The sequence below is a fragment of the Pseudomonas inefficax genome, from assembly GCF_032164165.1.
Taxonomy (GTDB): domain Bacteria; phylum Pseudomonadota; class Gammaproteobacteria; order Pseudomonadales; family Pseudomonadaceae; genus Aquipseudomonas; species Aquipseudomonas inefficax.
The window spans coordinates 4,677,446-4,692,851 of the sequence record NZ_CP134401.1 but is presented as its reverse complement, the minus strand read 5'-3'; the positions used below and the strand labels follow the sequence as shown (position 1 = coordinate 4,692,851).

Sequence of the window (15,406 nt, the reverse complement as noted above, 5' to 3'; positions counted from 1 at the left end):
ATGACAGACGAACCCAAAGTCATCCTCACCATCGGCGCAGAGACCTTCCTCGAGGTCGGCAACCCGCCGATCAATCTGCTGCGGGTCCAGCCGGGCATTCCTATTGATGATGCCTACGAGCAAGTGTCGATCCTGCTGAGCTATATCAAGCACCTGCTGCGCGAAGGCGATATGGAGGACGACCACAAGTTCCTGGGCGCCGCCGATTACCTCACGACACTGGCCAAGGCCTTGATGAACGAGGTTGAGCTGACCAAGAATACCTTGCGCTGAAGCTCAGGGATTTTAAAGGCAACTGCCTTACATCAATTTCCTGGCCTTGCGCGGGCTTTTGGAGCAGCCTTGTGTCGCGGAAAGGCTGCAAAACAGCCCCAGCACTTGTGCGTTTGCGCTGGAAACCTGGGGCTGCTTCGCAGCCCTTTCGAGACACCAGGCCACTCCTACAGACCGGCGCAGCTTCTGTAGGAGCTGGCTTGCCAGCGATAGTGCTGTGACAGGTACTGCCCGTCTAGCGGGCTCCCAACACAAACCCACTGCGACGCCCAGCCCAAGCCAGCAGCCAGGCCAGCGCGATCAGCCCCAACACCACCCCGGCAAACCACTCTACCCCCGCCCCGTTCAGCAACAACCCGCCAATGATCCCACCCAGGGCGATGGCGCTGTTCCATACCGTTACCAGTATCGATTGCGCCACATCACCACCCTCGCCCGCAGCATCGGCGCAGGCAGTCTGCAGGAGGGTCGGCGCACCGCCGTAGGTCACGCCCCACAAGGCAATGCTCAAGTACATCGCCCACGGCGACGCCTGCCCCATTACCAGCGTGGCCAAGGCAAAACCGGCCAGGCTCAGCAGCACCAGGGTTCGCAGATGCCGGTCGACCAGCAGCCCCACCAAGCCGATTCCGGCCATGGCCGCCAGGCCGAACACCATCAGCACCGGACCGATGTCGGCAGCCATGCCGGCCGACGCCAGCAGTGGCACGATGTAGGTGTAGAGAATGTTGTGGCCAAGGATCCAGCTGAGGATTACCAACAGCACGATCAACACCCCCGGCGTGCGCAACACCTGCAGGGCCGCAGGGCGTTTACCAGCGGCATGCCCCGGGTAGTCCGGCACCGACCGCAGTACCCAGGCTACCAGCAGCAGCGCCACCACCGTGACCACCACGAAAGTGGCCCGCCACCCCAGCCCCGCCCCCAGCCAGGTGGCTATCGGCAGCCCGAGCGACAGGGCAATGGGCTGGCCGAGCATTGCCATGGCCATGGCCCGGCCCTGCAACGCCACCGGCACAATGCGCCGGGCATGGCCGGCAATCAGCCCCCAGGCCAGCCCGGCCGCGGCGCCAGTGAAAAAACGCAGCACCAAGGTCAAAGTGTTGGAAGTCGACACGGCGGTCAACCCGTTGAACAACACGAAACCCACGATCGCCAGCAACAGCGCACGGCGGCGGTACCAGCCCTGGGTCAGGGTCACCAAGGGGATGGCGGTCAGCAACGAGCCGAGGGCATACGCCGTGACCCATTGCCCGGCCATGGCTTGGCTGATGTGCATGCCATCGGCGATCTGGTCGAGCAGGCCGGCCGGCAGGGTTTCGCTGAGGATGGCGATAAAGCCGGTCATAGCCAGCGCCAGCAGCCCACTGGTGGGCAAGCGTTCGCTGCCGTTGGCCAGCAGCGGTGCGGAAGATGTCTGGGACATTGCAGATGCCTTGATTGGAAAACGAGGCGAACAGTCTGCAAGCCAAAAGCATTATGGAAAAAGATGGGTACAATGCCGCTTACCCAGGACGTCAATGTCCGCAATCAGGAATGCAGCATGGACAGCCTCAGCGGCTTCGTGGTCTTCAACCGGGTGGCTGAAACCCGCAGTTTCGTCGCCGCCGGCCAGTCGTTGGGCATCAGTGCCTCGGCCGTGGGCAAACGCGTGGCGCGGCTCGAAAGCCGCCTGGGGGTACGCCTGTTCCACCGCAGCACGCGCAGCATTACCCTCACCGCCGAAGGCACGCTGTTCCTTGAGCGCAGCCGGCGCATCCTCGCTGAAATCGAGGCCACCGAGCAGGAGCTGTCCCAGGCCAGCGCGACCCCGACTGGCCGCCTGCGGGTGAGCATGCCGCAGGTCACCGGGCTGGTGATGCCGGCACTGGCCGAGTTCATGGCGCGGTACCCACAGGTGGAGCTGGACCTGGATTTTTCCGACCGCATGGTGGATATCGTCGGCGAAGGCTTCGACGTGGTGATGCGAGGTGGGCAGCCGGTGGACTCGCGGCTCAACGCCAAGTTTCTGGGGTACTTCCAGCACTGCCTGGTGGCTTCGCCCGAGTACCTGCGCGAACGCGGCACGCCGCTGCACCCGCGCGATCTGGCGGCGCATACCTGCCTGCATTACCGCTTTCCCAGCAACGGCAAGCTGGAAACCTGGCCGCTGCGCCAGGAACACCCCGAGCAGGGTTACGACATTCCTATCTCGATGGTCTGCAACCACGTCGAGACGCGCGTCTGCTTTGCCGTCAACCACCGCGGCATCACCTGCCTGCCGGACTTCACCGTACGCCGCGAACTGGCCAGCGGTGCGCTGGTCAGCGTGCTCGACGACTTCATGGAGCGGCGTGGCAGCTTCTACCTGCTATGGCCGTCCGGGCGGCAGATGCCGCCGAAATTGCGGGTTTTCATCGACTTCATGCTCGAACGCGTATTCAACCGTACAGGTAATTGATGTCCTTGCAGGCCAGCGGCGGCACCTGGCCCAGCAGGAACTCGCGCAGCTTGTGCATCTGCCGCGCCTTGGGGCTGGCCTTGAGCCAGGTCATGTAATAGCCGTCGCCGGTGGCCACCGCGTGCTTGAACGGCGTTACCAGGCGCCCGGCCAACAGGTCGGCGCTGGCCAGCACCAGGTCGACCACCGAAATACCCAGGCCTTGCTGTGCGGCCGAGATGCCCTGGTCGAGGGTATCGAACACTTGCCCGTGGTCGATGCTGATGTCCAGCGCATCCATGCGAGCCAGCCAGCGCCGCCAGTCTCGTCGGTCAGGGGACGGGTGCAGGAATTCGCACTGGGCCAGGTCGGCAAGGACCGGTTGAGCCTGGGCCATGTAATCCGGGTGGCACACCGGGATCAGCCATTCATCGAACAGCTTGAAACTCTCGATATCGGCGGGAAAACGCCCGTTGGCCAGGAGGATCGCACAGTCGTAGGGCTCGGAGTAGAAGTCCACGCTGTCGATGTCCATCCACACGCTGGACAGCTGCACGCTGCAGTTGTCCTCGACCTTCTTGAACGCATCCAGCGCCCGCAGCAGCCAGCGCACGGTCAGTGTGGACGGCGCCTTCAGACGCAGGCCGTAGCGGTCCTGACGCAGCAGGGCGCAGGCATTTTCGATGATCTTGAAGCCAACCTTGAGTTCCTGCGCCAGCAGGCGGCCGTGCTCGGTCAGGGCCAGCTTCGGCCCGCGGCGTTCGAACAGGTCGCAGCCGAACATGGCTTCGAGGGTCTTGATGTGGTGGCTGACGGCGCCCTGGGTCAGGGCCAGCTCTTCCGCGGCACGGGTAAATGAGCCATAGCGAGAGGCCACCTCGAAGGCACGCAGCGCGTGCAAAGCCTGAATCCGTTCCGACATGGCGACGCCCTGAGCATGAGTAAGACTAATAGTAGGTCATAGTTCCACGCGTTTTACAACGCCAAGGACGTCTCGGAAAATGCAGGTAAATAACAAACATAACCAAGATCCTGCCTGCATGTGACTTGAACGTTCATAGAATTTACGCCTGGGGAAATCATGTCGACGGGTTATGGAACTTGCTATCGCCTGGATGCGCTAGAGCTGGCCGCTGACCATGTGCGCAACACGCAACATTGGACCTACAAAGCCGTAGAACATTTTCGCAGTGTCCTCGCCAACCCCGAGTTTCCCTGCCTGTTCGGCCGCAAGGCGGTAAACGGCGCAACCTGCCACATCCTCTTCGCCCGCGCCGGGCAACTGGCCGATGACATCGCCATGGGCCTGGCCGACTACGTGCGCACAGTCGCACCTATCCCACCCAAGCAGCGTATCGGCAGCCCACTGGTGGTGTTTCTCGAAACCGCCGCCGACTACACACTGGCCGAGCAACAGGCGCTGGCCTGGAAGGTGTTGCGTGGCGTGCACGCGCGCGACCCGCATCCCTGGCCGCAGGGCATCCCGACCGACCCCGACGACAACGCCTGGTCGTTCTGCTTTGCCGGCATGCCGCTGTTCATCAACATGAACTTCCCCGGCCACCAGCAGATGAAAAGCCGCAACCTGGGGCCACACATCACCTTCGTCATCAACCCGCGGGCGAACTTCGACGAAGTGGCCAACGTCAACACCGAAAGCGGCCATCGTATCCGCGAACGCATCCGCGAGCGCGTGCACCACTACAACGACGGCGTCATGCCCGACACCCTTGGTTTCTTCGGCGATGCCGACAACTACGAGTGGAAGCAGTACCAACTGCAGGAGGCAGGGTCGCTCAACCCGTCCCGCTGCCCGTTCCACGCCCATGCCGTACAGCCGGCAACACCCGACATACTGATCGAGACCTGACCGTGAATACCGCACTCACCGCTACCTACGCCCTTACTGTCCTGCTACTGATCGCCACCCCCGGCCCGGTGGTGGCACTGATCGTCAACACCGCGGCCGCCTCCGGTTCACGCAAGGCCATGTTCACGGCTGTCGGCACCAACTGGGCATCACTGGTGCTGATCGGCGCGGCGGCCTGGATCATCCTCACCAGCGCCGCCATCGACAAGGCCTGGCTCAGCGCCATGAGCCTGCTGGGTTGCCTGTTCATCGGCTACATTGCCGTCGGCACGCTGCGGGACGCCCTGCAGGCGCCAGCAGCCGAGGCACCGGGCGAGCTCGCCAAGCCTGGCCGCGGCGGGCTGCTGCAAGGTTTCATGGTGGGCATTTCCAACCCGAAGGACATCATCTTCTTCATCGCCTTCTTCCCGCAGTTCATCCAGATCACCGAGTCGTTCGGCAAGAGCATGGTGGTGCTGTCGATGCTGTGGGTGGCCATCGATTTTGCCGTGCTGAGCCTGTACATCTTCGCCATCGGCAAGATCGCCTCGCAACGCAGCAACCGCATGATCAGCCTGGCCTCGGGGGTCGCCCTGCTGCTGATCGCCGCTGGCGGCCTGCTGTACAACGTCAAGGAGCTGGCGGCCTGAATGTGATGCAAAGCGCCCGCTGCAACAGAAGGAGAACCCATGACCGCGACTGACACGAGCCCTTCGCCTTCGCCGTTGCAACAGGACTACCAGCGCTTTCTGCTGCTGGGCAGCCGGCGTGCCCCGCACACCGTGCATGTGCACGAAACCGGCTACCGCTCCGGCACCATCAACACCGATGCCCTGGGCCTGCGTTACAGCCACTGCGCCGGCAAGCGCTTTTCGGTGGCCGAACGCGGTGGGGCGTCACGCATCAACCTGCTGGTCGGCGGCTCCGCTGCCCTGGGCATCGGCGCCAGCTCCGACGGACACACAGTGGCCTCGCACCTGTCGATGCTTACCGGCGAAGTCTGGCTGAGCCTGGCCGGCTGCGGGCTGAATGCCAGCCAGGAACTGCTGATGTTCCTGACCCACCAACATCGCCTTGGCCAGCTCGGCCATGTGGTGGTGCTCAGCGGCCTCAACACCCTGGCCCACGAAGCCCTCTGCGAGGTCCTCGCCAACCTGAATGACCCTCAGCACGCCAAGGCCTACCAGGATTTTCTCAACAGTTTCAGCGAAGGCATGCAGCCCTCGACGTCGCCCCGCCGGCAATCGCTATGGCAGCGTATCGGCCAGGCGTTGGCCACGCCCTCGGTCGCAACACCTGCGACCTGGCCGCTGTCGCCCCCGGAAAAGCGCCTGGCCCGTGCCGCCGACAGCATTGGCCGGACCTTGCGCCAATGGGACCGGCTGCTGGCAGACAGCCATTCCACCCTCACCTTCATCCTGCAGCCGTTGCTGCCCTGGTGCCGGGATAGCCTGCCCGCTGGCGAGCAGACCATGCTGGACGCGCTACAGCGGCGACCGGCGAATTTCGACCGGCTGCTGGACGGCGCGTTCGACAGCCAGTTGCACTCGGCCTTCTTCCGCCGTATCAAGAGCCAGGCCGAACCGGTCCCCTGCTACGACATGAACTGCATGCTCAGCAGCTCACCGGTGTTCGGCGCCGACCTGTTCATCGACCGCCTGCACCTGAACGACCTGGGCAACAATGCCCTGGCCAAGGTCATTACCGCCAAGCTTGGCCTGGCCCAGGAAAAACATGCCCAGCGCAAGGTCACGCCGATCAAGCTCGTCTGACAGTTGCCGGGTGGACTTTCGGCCAGACCCTTTGGGTGGCTAGAATAGGCCGTCGTTCCGATCTGCCCGAGGCGCACGCTTGACCGCCATGAACATCGAAGCCATCCATCAGTACCTGGCACCCCATGGAGCTTGCCTGTGAGCCGCATGCTGCGCTTGCCCCCACTGTTGATCGCCCTGATGCCACTGGCCACGCATGCGCTGGAAGTGCGCATCGACCCTCATGCCGACCTGCTCTACCGCCAGGCCTTGCCCTTGCTGGAGCAGGCAGACAGCCAGGACGACGGCGCCAGCACGCTGCGCACGGCCATCGGCGGCGACCCGGAGCTCAGCCGCCAGGGCCAGGCCATGGCCCACACCCTGCCGACAGCAGTCGCCTTGCTGAAAAAGTCCGTGGAGTTGGGCCACCCGGTCGCACAGTACCGCCTGGCGCTGTACTACATGACCTACCTGCCCGCCGCGCAAATCCCGGATGCCGCCTGCCCGCTGCTCGAAGCCAGCCTCAGGCAGGGCTTTGCCGCACCAGCCCCGGCCATCGCTACCTGGTGCCCGCCCTATAACGTCAGCAACGAGTACCGGACTGCGCTGGAGGCCATCCCCAACATGGCCACCTTGTATGCGCCCTATTACCCACAGCCGGCCACGCGCCTGGCCTGCAACCGCAACCGGCCACAAGGCCTGGAAATGCAGTGGGGGCGCCAGCGTGACTACCAGGCCGAGGTCTACCGCCTGCTCGGCGACCTGGACCCGCAGCATCGCCAGAGCCTGCTGCAGAAGGCCGTGGACACCAACGGCTGCGTGACGGCGCAGCAGCATCTGACCAGCCGTCCGTAACACGGACACGGTTTCCGTGTAGGAGCGGCCTTGTGTCGCGATGGGGCGCGCAGCGGCCCCAGGATTTCAGCTTCGCCGCAGATATTGCCGGGGCCGCTGCGCGCCCCATCGCGACACAAGGCCGCTCCTACAAGGGAACGTGCCAGGCATAGCAAGATCGTTCAAGCCATCCCCCGCCCCGTCTGGCATGCTGGCCTACCACCTACACGCACTGCAGCCACCATGCCCCACATCGCCCGCCAAGCCTTTCTCCACGGCGCCATCGCCATTCTCCCGTTGTCCCTGGCCGTTGCCCCCTGGGGCCTGCTGGCCGGCTCCATGGCCATCGAAGCCAACCTCAGCGCCTGGCAGGGGCAAGGGCTGTCGGCCATCGTCTTCGCCGGTGCCGCGCAACTGGTGGCCATCGGCATGCTCAAGGGCGGCGCCAACCTGGCGTCGATCCTGCTGACCACCCTGCTGTTGACCTCGCAGCACCTGCTGTATGGCCTGACAATGCGCCCGGTGCTGTCCAGCCAGCCGCTGCGCTGGCGACTGGGCCTGGGCTTCCTGCTGACCGACGAGTTCTTCGCCCTGACCAGTCAGTACGACCAGCAGCAGTTCAACCGCTGGTACGCCTTGGGCGTGGGCCTGACCTTCTACGTCGCCTGGAACCTGTTCACCCTGGCCGGTATCCTGCTGGGGCAGAACATTCCGCACCTGGACCAGCTCGGCCTGGACTTCTCCATCGTCGCCACCTTCGTCGCCCTGATCGCGCCACTGGTGCGCAACCTGGCCACGCTGGTGTGCGTGGCGGTGTCGCTGTTCTGTTCGGTGCTGTTCAGCTACTGGCACTGGGAAACCGCCCTGGTGGCCGCAGGCCTGCTGGGCATGAGCGCCGGTTTCATCTGCCAGAAATTCGCCGGAGCCCGCGCATGACCTGGATCCTTATTTTCGCCATGGGCGCCATCGTGTTCCTCAACCGCTATGCGTTCCTGGAGCCGCGCCTGCCCTTGCGCCTGAGCTCCAACGCACGGCAATTCCTCGGTTTTGCCGTGCCGGGCATGCTCACCGCTATCTGCGGCCCGATCATCTTCATGCCCGAGCACCAGCTGAACCTGAGCCTGCTCAACCCCTACCTGCTGGGCTCGCTGGTGGCCATTGCCCTGGTGCTGTTGACCCGCAGCGTGCTGCTGAGCATGCTGGTGAGCATGTTGATCTTCTTCCTCCTGCGCAGCTGGCTGGCATGAGCACGCCCCTGCGCGAGCAGACACACCTCTGGCAGGCGCCGGCACTGGGCGACGTCGAGATGCTGCACGCGCGCTATTTCCAGCAGCGTTTCGCCCCGCATGTGCATGAAGGCTATGTCTTCACCGTGATCGAGTCGGGCGCACAGCGCTTCTGGCATCGCGGCAGCGAGCACCTGGCGCCGGTCGGCAGCATGGTGCTGATCAACCCCGACGAGCTGCATACCGGTGCCACCGCCCACGAAGCGGGCTGGCGCTACCGTGGGTTCTACCCGGAACATGAACGGGTAACCGGGGTGCTCGACGAACTGGAACTGGGCCGCCACGGCATGCCCAGCTTCAAGGACAGCGTGATCCACGACCCGGCCTTGGCGATTGCCTTCAGCCAGTTGCACCAACTGTCCGAAGCCGGCGCCAGTGCCCTGCAGCAGCAGACCGCCTGGCGCCAGGCGGTGCTGGCCCTGGTGCAACGGCACGGGCAATGCGCCGAACCCGCCGCCCCCGGGCACGAGCCGCTGGCAGTGGCCCGCGCCCGTGAGCTGCTGGAAAGCCAGCTGGCCGACCCGCCCTCGCTCGAAGCTCTGGCGGCGGCGGTCAACCTGTCGCCGTTCCATTTCGCCCGGGTGTTCCGCCAAGCCACTGGCCTGCCGCCACATGCCTGGCTCAAGCAGCGGCGCCTGGCCCGTGCGCGGGAAATGCTCAAGCGTGGGTGGGCTGCCTCGGAGGTGGCGTTCGACCTGGGCTTTGCCGACCAGAGCCATTTGAGCCGGCAGTTCAAGCAGGCCTACGGGGTAACGCCAGGGGCCTATCGCAGCGCCTGCCTGCAAGGCTGAGCTGCGACAACCGGCCTCGGGCAGGTCGGCCAGCCACTGCTACACTGACAAGGCTGAATGGAGGATCCTGCCATGTCCGAAAGAGAGCTCACCACCCTCCTGTCGCTGATGAACCAGCGCCAGGCCTGCCTGAGCAGTGCCTGCAAGGAGATAGCCGACTGGATCGACCGGCAGGGCGACGTGCCCGCCGCCGGCAAGATCCGCGCAAGTCTCAAGGCCCTGGAGGCCGATGAGGCCCAGGTCCGCAAGACCTTGACCTCGCTAACCCTCGACAGGCCGCTGCCCAGGTTTCGCAGCTGATTGAACCGGGGCTGCCTGGCAGCCCATCGCGACACAAGGCCGCTCCCACAGGGGATACGCGTTCTCCTGTGGGAGCGGCCTTGTGTCGCGATGGGGCGCAAAGCGCCCCCAAAGGGTTCAGCCTGATCAGTGCTTCATGTGCATGTGATCATGCCCAGCGCCCGCCTCGGCGTTGAGCGCACGCACTTCGGCCTGCACATCCAGGGTTTCCTTGTCCCCCTTGGCATCTTCGATGGTCAGGGTCAGTGGCACTTTCTCGCCTTCTTTCACCTGGTTGTTCAGGCCCATCAGCATCACATGCAGGCTATTAGGATCGAGGGTCACCGCCTTGCCAGCCGGCAGCTCGACCGCCTTGACCTCACGCATGCCCATCACGTCGCCGTTCATGGTCATCTCGTGCACCTGCACGGTCTTGGCCACAGGCGAAGCCACGCCCACCAGCTTGCTGTCGCTGCTGGCGGTCAGGGTCATGAAGGCACCGGTGGACTGCTGGTGCGGCACGGTCGCACGGACCCAGGCGTCGCTCACGGTGGTCTGGGCCAGGGCCGGCAGCGCCAGGCCCAACAGGGCCAGGGCAGCCAGGCCTTGCTTGATCGGTTGCATCGACATTCAGCAGATCTCCATCAGGGTGACCAGGTCTTCGGCGCATTCCTGGGCGGTCAGGGAATGGCCCAGGCTCAGGCGCAGGGTGCCACGCGTATCGTAGACGTAGCTGGTGGACGAGTGAGAGACGGTATAGGTGTCACCGGCCGGGACTTTCTCGTAGAACACCTTGAATTCCTTGGCCACCGCGGCGATTTCCTCGGGGGTGCCGGTCAGCGCGGTGAACGATGGGTCGAACGCCTTGACGTAGGCATCGAGCACTTCGGGGGTGTCGCGCTCCGGGTCCAGGGTAATCAACACCACCTGGAACAGGTCGCGATCGCGGCCGCGCAGCAGCTTGCGGATTTGCGCAGCGCGCGCCAGGGTGGTCGGGCAAACCGCCGGGCACTGGGTGAAGCCGAAGAAGATCATCGGCATGCTGCCGTAGAAGCTCGACAGGGTGCGCACGTTACCCTGGGTGTCCTTGAGGCTGAACTTGCGCCCAAGGATTTCATTGCTCATGTTCTTGCCGTACTTGAACTCGAGCCCCCGGGCCGGGCTGCAGCCTGCCAGCAGGCCAAGCCCGAGAACGCCCATCCCGGCGACAACTGCGCGCCGGGTATATAGATCATTCATGAAACCATCCTTTACAGGGAAGGTGCCGGCCCTCGGGACGGGCCGGTCGAAAAACGGGGGCATTCTGGCACGGCACCCTGAGGGGTTCTACCCGACGAAGGCGAGGATCGGCTGCAGCCCTTTGAATACGGGCTGCGGCCTGTTGTCGCAGGGGTTGAAACAGTAACACTTTGTTGCTAAGGAAGTGGGTTCAATGCGATCCCTGTAGGAGCGGCCTTGTGTCGCGAAAGGGCCGCGAGGCGGCCCCGGCAATACCAGCTTCGCCGCCAATATCCCGGGGCTGCTCCGCAGCCCTTTCGCGACGCAAGGCCGCTCCTACACATGACAGAGCGCGTCAGCCTCAGTAGTAGGCGTTCTCTTTCTGGCTGTGGTCAGTCACGTCACGCACGCCCTTCAGCTCGGGAATACGCTCGAGCAGGGTGCGCTCGATGCCTTCCTTCAGGGTCACATCGGCCTGGCCGCAACCCTGGCAACCACCACCGAACTGCAGCACGGCAATGCCGTCGTCGACCACATCCACCAGGCTCACCTGGCCGCCGTGGCTGGCCAGGCCGGGGTTGATCTCGGTCTGCAGGTAGTAGTTGATGCGCTCGTTGATCGGGCTGTCTTCGTTGACCATCGGTACCTTGGCGTTCGGCGCCTTGATGGTCAGCTGGCCACCCATGCGGTCGGTGGCATAGTCGACCAGCGCGTCTTCCAGGAACGGCACGCTGACCGCGTCCAGGTAAGCGGTGAAGCTCTTCAGACCCACGGCGGTGTCGTCAGGCTTCTCTTCGCCCGGCTTGCAGTAGGCGATGCAGGTTTCGGCGTACTGGGTGCCCGGCTGGGTGATGAAAATGCGAATGCCGATGCCAGGCGTGTTCTGCTTGGAAAGCAGATCGGCCAGGTAGTCATGGGCGGCGTCGGTAATGGTTATAGCGCTCATGTAGGTTCCTCACAGACTTGCGGCCAAGTGTACGCCAACCCGGCCTTCGAACAAAGTCCTAGTATTTGACTCGGGAAAGCGCATATTCAGGGGCTCGCCCCCGTGGCGCCGCCAGCCAGGCCTGCATGCGCCGGTAAAGGCCGCGCTCGAGCCACTGGTAGCTGAACCACGACATTAGTCCAATGGACGGCACGCACAGGGCAAACACCAGGTACGGGTTCAACTGCAGGCGCTGGCTGGCGAACCAACCGGCATACAGCACCAGCACATGAACCAGGTACACCGAATACGAACAGTCGCCCAGCGCCTTGAGCAGCCGGTTGCCACGGAACACCGGCTCCAGGGCAACGAAGGCCAGCACGATCATTGCGCTCGGCACGCCCCAGTGCAGCAAGCGCCGGGAAGCGTCCAGGTGGTAGATGGCAAGGCCCGCCGCCGCCAGCAGCACCAACGGCAGCCAGCGGCCCTGCTGGATCAGCCCGCGCCGGTGCAACACGCCCAGGCCGATGCCGAGCAGGAATTCGTAGATGATGTCGTTGCTGTAGAAGCGGCTGAGCACGCCCAGCCGGCCCAGTATCTCGCTGGCCAGCAGCAGCACGGCGGTGACCAGCAGCTGGTGATGACGCTGGCGCACCAGGAAAGCAAGGCCGAACAGCAGGTAGAAGAACATCTCGAAATTCAGTGTCCAGCCCACGTTCAGGGTCGGGTACAAGCCGTAGCCACCGGGGTTTTCTGCCGGGATGAACAGCAGCGACAGCAGCAGGTGGTGCCAGGTGAATGCCTGGTGCGGCATCCATTGGCTGAAGGCCAGCAGCAGGGCTGCCATCAATGCCGTATAGAACCAGTAGGCCGGGACGATACGCAGCACCCGGTTGAGCAGAAACTGGCGGGGCTCGATGGCCTTGTCGCAGGTCGACAGGTAGATGACCAGCCCGCTGATGACGAAGAAGATGTCGACGCCTGCGGCGCCACGGTCGGTGAGCAGTTGGCCGATGGGGCCGGAGGCTTGGAAGTCGAAGAAGATTTGCATGAAATGGTGGCAGACCACCACCCAGGCGGCGAACGCCCGCAGTGCTTGAAGCGAATACAGCATGGAGTACCCTGCGATTGCCGGTGCATTGAGGCCCAGGCTCGAATGCAAGGGCGAGCGCTACGCGCCCGTTCGCGGGTAAACCCGCTCCCACAGGATTAGTGCTGTCCTCGAGAGTCGTGCCATTCCTGTGGGAGGGTTAGCGCTGACCTCGAGAGTGGTGCCATGCCTGTGGGAGCGGGTTTACCCGCGAAGGGCTGCAAAGCAGCCCCTTGCAATCGATCAGGACCACCCAGCAAGTCCGACCGCAGGGTAATCGGAAAGGTCAGCCCAACCGATCAGAGGTTCTCGTAGCGGTTCATGTCCAGCACGCCCGCCTCGACCGGCTCGGTCTCCTTGATGAAGCTGGTCAGGTCATGGAAGTAGCGCCAGAACTCTGGGTGACTGCGGCGCACACCCCAACGCATGACGATGCGCTCGAACCTGGCCGGGTCATCTTTCGCATACTCCATGTCCTCGACGAACTCCGGCACATCCTTGGTCGGGATGTTGAAGATGAAGTTGGGGTAGCTGCTGAGCACGCCCGGGTACAGGGTCAGGGTGTCCAGCCCCGGCTGGTAGCGGTATGCCTCGCCCAACAGGAACGCCACGTTGCTGTGCGCGCGGTTGCGCAACAGGCTGTACACCTGGCGCTGGCCACCCTGCCCTTCGATGCGCAGCATGGTCGCCTCGGGCAGCTGGTTGATCACCTTCAACCCGGCAGCCGGGCGCGACACCAGGCGGCTGAGCGACTGCTCGGCATTGCGGAACTCTTCGCTCACCTGCGGCCGTGAGCAGAACGCGCCCTGGCAGCGGTTGATCGGGTCAGGCGCGGCATTCAGGCTACCGGTACGCTGCAACAGCTTCAGGCCGAAGTCGCGCTTGGGGTTGCGCGGGTCGAGCTGGATACCGCTCGGGGTGTCGGTGTCGATGTCTTCATAATCCATCCACATCTTCACCTTGCCGCTGGTCTGGTACCAGTCGCCGAGGATCGCCTTGCGCTGGTCGGCCGGCATCAGGCGCAGGAAGTTGACCTCGGCGCCGTTGCGGATCAGGTCGAAGTACAGGCGCGTCTGCAACTGGTGCGAGACGTTGCCGAATACATCGAAGTTGACCGCCAGCTGGTAATAGGTGCGCTCGAACAACGGGTAGTCGAAAAGCCACACGGTCAGCGGCACGTCACCGACCAGGCCCTTGGTCACCGCAGCGCTGTCGAAGTGGCGGAAAATGCTCAGCAGCGCGTTGTCGTTACCGGCCCACAGCGTCGCCCAGCCCGGTGCCGGCATGTCGGCATAGGCTTCGCGGCGCAGTTTTTCGTACTCGTTGCGCTTGTCACGGTAGGCGTGCCACAGGCTCAGCACGCTGCCCACGTCATCGATCTGCCCAGGCATGGCCAGCAACGGCGTGGCCTCGCCACGGTACTTGGCATCGGTGATGTAGCGGTCGTGGGCCGGTTCCTGGAACAACGCCCAGAAGTTGTCGCGGATCACGTCGGTGGCGATCTGCCCACGGCATACCGGGCCACGGATGAAGGTGCGCACGAAGTACTCGGCGTTATCCAGCATGAACTGGTAGCGCGCCACGGCCGGGATCGCTTCGAAGGTTTCGAACGGGTTGGCCCGGTGGCGCGGGCCGTAGCCTGGCAGTGCAGTGGCATGCCAGTCGCCGGCGTAGAACAGTTGCTTGACCCGCTTGAGCTTCTGCGGCCCCATCGGGTAGGTGATGTGCGTCTTGTGCACGATCACGCCCTGCACCGGAATCAACCGGTAGTAGAAGTCGGTGCCCGGTGGGTCATTGGGGCGGCGCGTGGCGATCAGGTCGACTGGCTGGCCGCTCGGTGTACGCGAACGTACCCACTGGAAGAAGTGGCCCTGCTCGCCACCCACGAAGTAGATGTGCGCCAGGAACAGGTGCTCGTACAACCAGCGGCCGACCAGCGCCTCGGTGGAACCCGGGCGGTTGAGCAGCTCTTCCCAATCGGCAATCTGAGTGGCTTCGGCCGCGCTTGGCTTGATCGGCTGGTGCTCGACCGGTGCACCTGCGGCCAGCCAGCGGCGCATGGTGTCGTATTCCTTGTCGGTCAGGCCGGTCACCGCCAGTGGCATGCCTTCCTTGGGGTGGGCGCCGGCATAGGCATCGAACTCATGCGGCAACGGGCACATGTTGTTGCGGTTCAGGCCCAGGACGATTTCCTCGGGCAGCTTGGCGTTGGGGGTGAGCGGGGTCTTGTGCCCCAGCTCGAGCATGCGCGCCATCAGCGCAGCCTGGCTACCCTGGTTATCGAGCACCGAGTAGAAGCCCTTCTTGCGCCATTCGCCCTCGCTGTGGGCGTCGTAGAACAGCCGCGTGGTGGGCACTGCCTTGCTGCGCTCACCCTGGTACACCGGAACCTTGGTAGCGCCGCGCACCGCGCCTTCGGGGCTTTCCAGCTTCAGCTGGCAGGCCGCGTCGTTGCAGGCGTGGCAGGCCACGCATTTCTCGGTGAAGATCGGTTGAATGTCCCGGGTGTAGGAAATAGCCGGGCTCGACTGGGGGGCTTGCCCGAACGCCACACTGCTGATGAGCAGGGCGAAAACGCCGGCAAGAATACGATGCACCATGTGCGGAAAGTCCTGGGTATGAAAGCCATCACGATTTGTTGCCTGGTCGTCCTTGGGTGCCCTGCTTTGCCGACGCCCGCCCAACATGAGG

General features: G+C 64.1%; 17 protein-coding genes. 10 read left to right on the top strand and 7 right to left on the bottom strand.

Annotated elements, in window-relative coordinates; translation table 11 throughout:
- Positions 1–273 (top strand): DUF3077 domain-containing protein, encoded by a 273-nt coding sequence (locus RIN61_RS21250; RefSeq protein ID WP_112252377.1) that lies wholly within the window; start codon positions 1–3, stop codon positions 271–273.
- 235 nt (positions 274–508) lie between these two features.
- On the opposite strand, the gene RIN61_RS21245 is transcribed toward RIN61_RS21250, so the two are convergent.
- Entirely contained in the window at positions 509–1,699 is a 1,191-nt protein-coding gene (locus tag RIN61_RS21245; RefSeq protein ID WP_112252376.1) for an MFS transporter, read from the bottom strand.
- Between the two features lie 117 nt (positions 1,700–1,816).
- Between RIN61_RS21245 and RIN61_RS21240 the strand changes: the two genes are divergently transcribed.
- Entirely contained in the window at positions 1,817–2,713 is an 897-nt protein-coding gene (locus RIN61_RS21240; protein WP_112252440.1) for a LysR family transcriptional regulator, read from the top strand.
- Here RIN61_RS21240 and RIN61_RS21235 read toward each other — a convergent pair.
- The gene (locus RIN61_RS21235) at positions 2,694–3,614 is read right to left on the bottom strand and encodes a LysR substrate-binding domain-containing protein (protein ID WP_085592215.1); all 921 of its coding nucleotides are present in this window, start codon (positions 3,612–3,614) and stop codon (positions 2,694–2,696) included. The genes RIN61_RS21240 and RIN61_RS21235 overlap by 20 nt on opposite strands.
- Before the next feature lie 159 nt (positions 3,615–3,773).
- Between RIN61_RS21235 and RIN61_RS21230 the strand changes: the two genes are divergently transcribed.
- The 8 genes from RIN61_RS21230 (at position 3,774) to RIN61_RS21195 (ending at position 9,503) form a co-directional block, all read left to right on the top strand.
- On the top strand, positions 3,774–4,562 hold the full coding sequence (locus RIN61_RS21230) for a YqcI/YcgG family protein (protein ID WP_112252375.1): 789 nt from the start codon (positions 3,774–3,776) through the stop codon (positions 4,560–4,562).
- A 2-nt stretch (positions 4,563–4,564) separates the two neighbouring features.
- Positions 4,565–5,191 (top strand): LysE family translocator, encoded by a 627-nt coding sequence (locus RIN61_RS21225; protein ID WP_025338491.1) that lies wholly within the window; start codon positions 4,565–4,567, stop codon positions 5,189–5,191.
- A gap of 39 nt (positions 5,192–5,230) precedes the next feature.
- Positions 5,231–6,313, top strand: coding sequence for a hypothetical protein (locus RIN61_RS21220; RefSeq protein ID WP_313853869.1), 1,083 nt, complete (start codon positions 5,231–5,233; stop codon positions 6,311–6,313).
- A 138-nt stretch (positions 6,314–6,451) separates the two neighbouring features.
- Positions 6,452–7,147: an SEL1-like repeat protein gene (locus RIN61_RS21215; RefSeq protein ID WP_313853867.1), complete on the top strand. Its 696-nt coding sequence runs from the start codon at positions 6,452–6,454 to the stop codon at positions 7,145–7,147.
- A gap of 222 nt (positions 7,148–7,369) precedes the next feature.
- The gene (locus tag RIN61_RS21210; protein ID WP_112252372.1) at positions 7,370–8,062 is read left to right on the top strand and encodes an AzlC family ABC transporter permease; all 693 of its coding nucleotides are present in this window, start codon (positions 7,370–7,372) and stop codon (positions 8,060–8,062) included.
- A complete protein-coding gene (locus RIN61_RS21205) occupies positions 8,059–8,373 on the top strand; it encodes an AzlD domain-containing protein (RefSeq protein WP_112252371.1) in 315 nt (104 codons plus the stop codon). Before RIN61_RS21210 ends, RIN61_RS21205 begins: the two co-directional genes overlap by 4 nt.
- A complete protein-coding gene (locus tag RIN61_RS21200) occupies positions 8,370–9,203 on the top strand; it encodes an AraC family transcriptional regulator (RefSeq protein WP_112252370.1) in 834 nt (277 codons plus the stop codon). Before RIN61_RS21205 ends, RIN61_RS21200 begins: the two co-directional genes overlap by 4 nt.
- Positions 9,204–9,275: 72 nt before the next feature.
- The gene (locus RIN61_RS21195; RefSeq protein ID WP_003250422.1) at positions 9,276–9,503 is read left to right on the top strand and encodes a hypothetical protein; all 228 of its coding nucleotides are present in this window, start codon (positions 9,276–9,278) and stop codon (positions 9,501–9,503) included.
- A gap of 126 nt (positions 9,504–9,629) precedes the next feature.
- Here RIN61_RS21195 and RIN61_RS21190 read toward each other — a convergent pair whose 3' ends face one another.
- The 5 genes from RIN61_RS21190 to RIN61_RS21170 all read right to left on the bottom strand — a co-directional run bounded on the left by RIN61_RS21190 (position 9,630) and on the right by RIN61_RS21170 (position 15,315).
- Positions 9,630–10,112 (bottom strand): copper chaperone PCu(A)C, encoded by a 483-nt coding sequence (locus tag RIN61_RS21190; protein ID WP_313853863.1) that lies wholly within the window; start codon positions 10,110–10,112, stop codon positions 9,630–9,632.
- The gene (locus RIN61_RS21185) at positions 10,113–10,721 is read right to left on the bottom strand and encodes an SCO family protein (protein WP_024086651.1); all 609 of its coding nucleotides are present in this window, start codon (positions 10,719–10,721) and stop codon (positions 10,113–10,115) included.
- 340 nt (positions 10,722–11,061) lie between these two features.
- The gene (gene nfuA / locus RIN61_RS21180; protein ID WP_003250416.1) at positions 11,062–11,646 is read right to left on the bottom strand and encodes a Fe-S biogenesis protein NfuA; all 585 of its coding nucleotides are present in this window, start codon (positions 11,644–11,646) and stop codon (positions 11,062–11,064) included.
- 58 nt (positions 11,647–11,704) lie between these two features.
- Positions 11,705–12,739, bottom strand: coding sequence for an acyltransferase family protein (locus RIN61_RS21175; RefSeq protein ID WP_112252368.1), 1,035 nt, complete (start codon positions 12,737–12,739; stop codon positions 11,705–11,707).
- Positions 12,740–13,014: 275 nt separating this feature from the next.
- Complete coding sequence (locus RIN61_RS21170) at positions 13,015–15,315, bottom strand: fatty acid cis/trans isomerase (RefSeq protein ID WP_112252367.1); 2,301 nt, start codon at positions 15,313–15,315, stop codon at positions 13,015–13,017.
- Positions 15,316–15,406: the final 91 nt, after the last annotated feature.

Excerpts from the sequence above, each read along its gene's own strand:
- RIN61_RS21170 (WP_112252367.1), bottom strand. The coding sequence starts at position 15,315 with ATGGTGCATCGTATTCTTGCCGGCGTTTTCGCCCTGCTCATCAGCAGT.
- RIN61_RS21195 (WP_003250422.1), top strand. The coding sequence starts at position 9,276 with ATGTCCGAAAGAGAGCTCACCACCCTCCTGTCGCTGATGAACCAGCGC.
- RIN61_RS21240 (WP_112252440.1), top strand. The coding sequence starts at position 1,817 with ATGGACAGCCTCAGCGGCTTCGTGGTCTTCAACCGGGTGGCTGAAACC.
- RIN61_RS21250 (WP_112252377.1), top strand. The coding sequence starts at position 1 with ATGACAGACGAACCCAAAGTCATCCTCACCATCGGCGCAGAGACCTTC.
- RIN61_RS21210 (WP_112252372.1), top strand. The coding sequence starts at position 7,370 with ATGCCCCACATCGCCCGCCAAGCCTTTCTCCACGGCGCCATCGCCATT.
- RIN61_RS21200 (WP_112252370.1), top strand. The coding sequence starts at position 8,370 with ATGAGCACGCCCCTGCGCGAGCAGACACACCTCTGGCAGGCGCCGGCA.
- RIN61_RS21185 (WP_024086651.1), bottom strand. The coding sequence starts at position 10,721 with ATGAATGATCTATATACCCGGCGCGCAGTTGTCGCCGGGATGGGCGTT.
- RIN61_RS21205 (WP_112252371.1), top strand. The coding sequence starts at position 8,059 with ATGACCTGGATCCTTATTTTCGCCATGGGCGCCATCGTGTTCCTCAAC.
- RIN61_RS21230 (WP_112252375.1), top strand. The coding sequence starts at position 3,774 with ATGTCGACGGGTTATGGAACTTGCTATCGCCTGGATGCGCTAGAGCTG.
- RIN61_RS21175 (WP_112252368.1), bottom strand. The coding sequence starts at position 12,739 with ATGCTGTATTCGCTTCAAGCACTGCGGGCGTTCGCCGCCTGGGTGGTG.
- RIN61_RS21245 (WP_112252376.1), bottom strand. The coding sequence starts at position 1,699 with ATGTCCCAGACATCTTCCGCACCGCTGCTGGCCAACGGCAGCGAACGC.
- RIN61_RS21190 (WP_313853863.1), bottom strand. The coding sequence starts at position 10,112 with ATGTCGATGCAACCGATCAAGCAAGGCCTGGCTGCCCTGGCCCTGTTG.
- RIN61_RS21220 (WP_313853869.1), top strand. The coding sequence starts at position 5,231 with ATGACCGCGACTGACACGAGCCCTTCGCCTTCGCCGTTGCAACAGGAC.
- nfuA (WP_003250416.1), bottom strand. The coding sequence starts at position 11,646 with ATGAGCGCTATAACCATTACCGACGCCGCCCATGACTACCTGGCCGAT.
- RIN61_RS21235 (WP_085592215.1), bottom strand. The coding sequence starts at position 3,614 with ATGTCGGAACGGATTCAGGCTTTGCACGCGCTGCGTGCCTTCGAGGTG.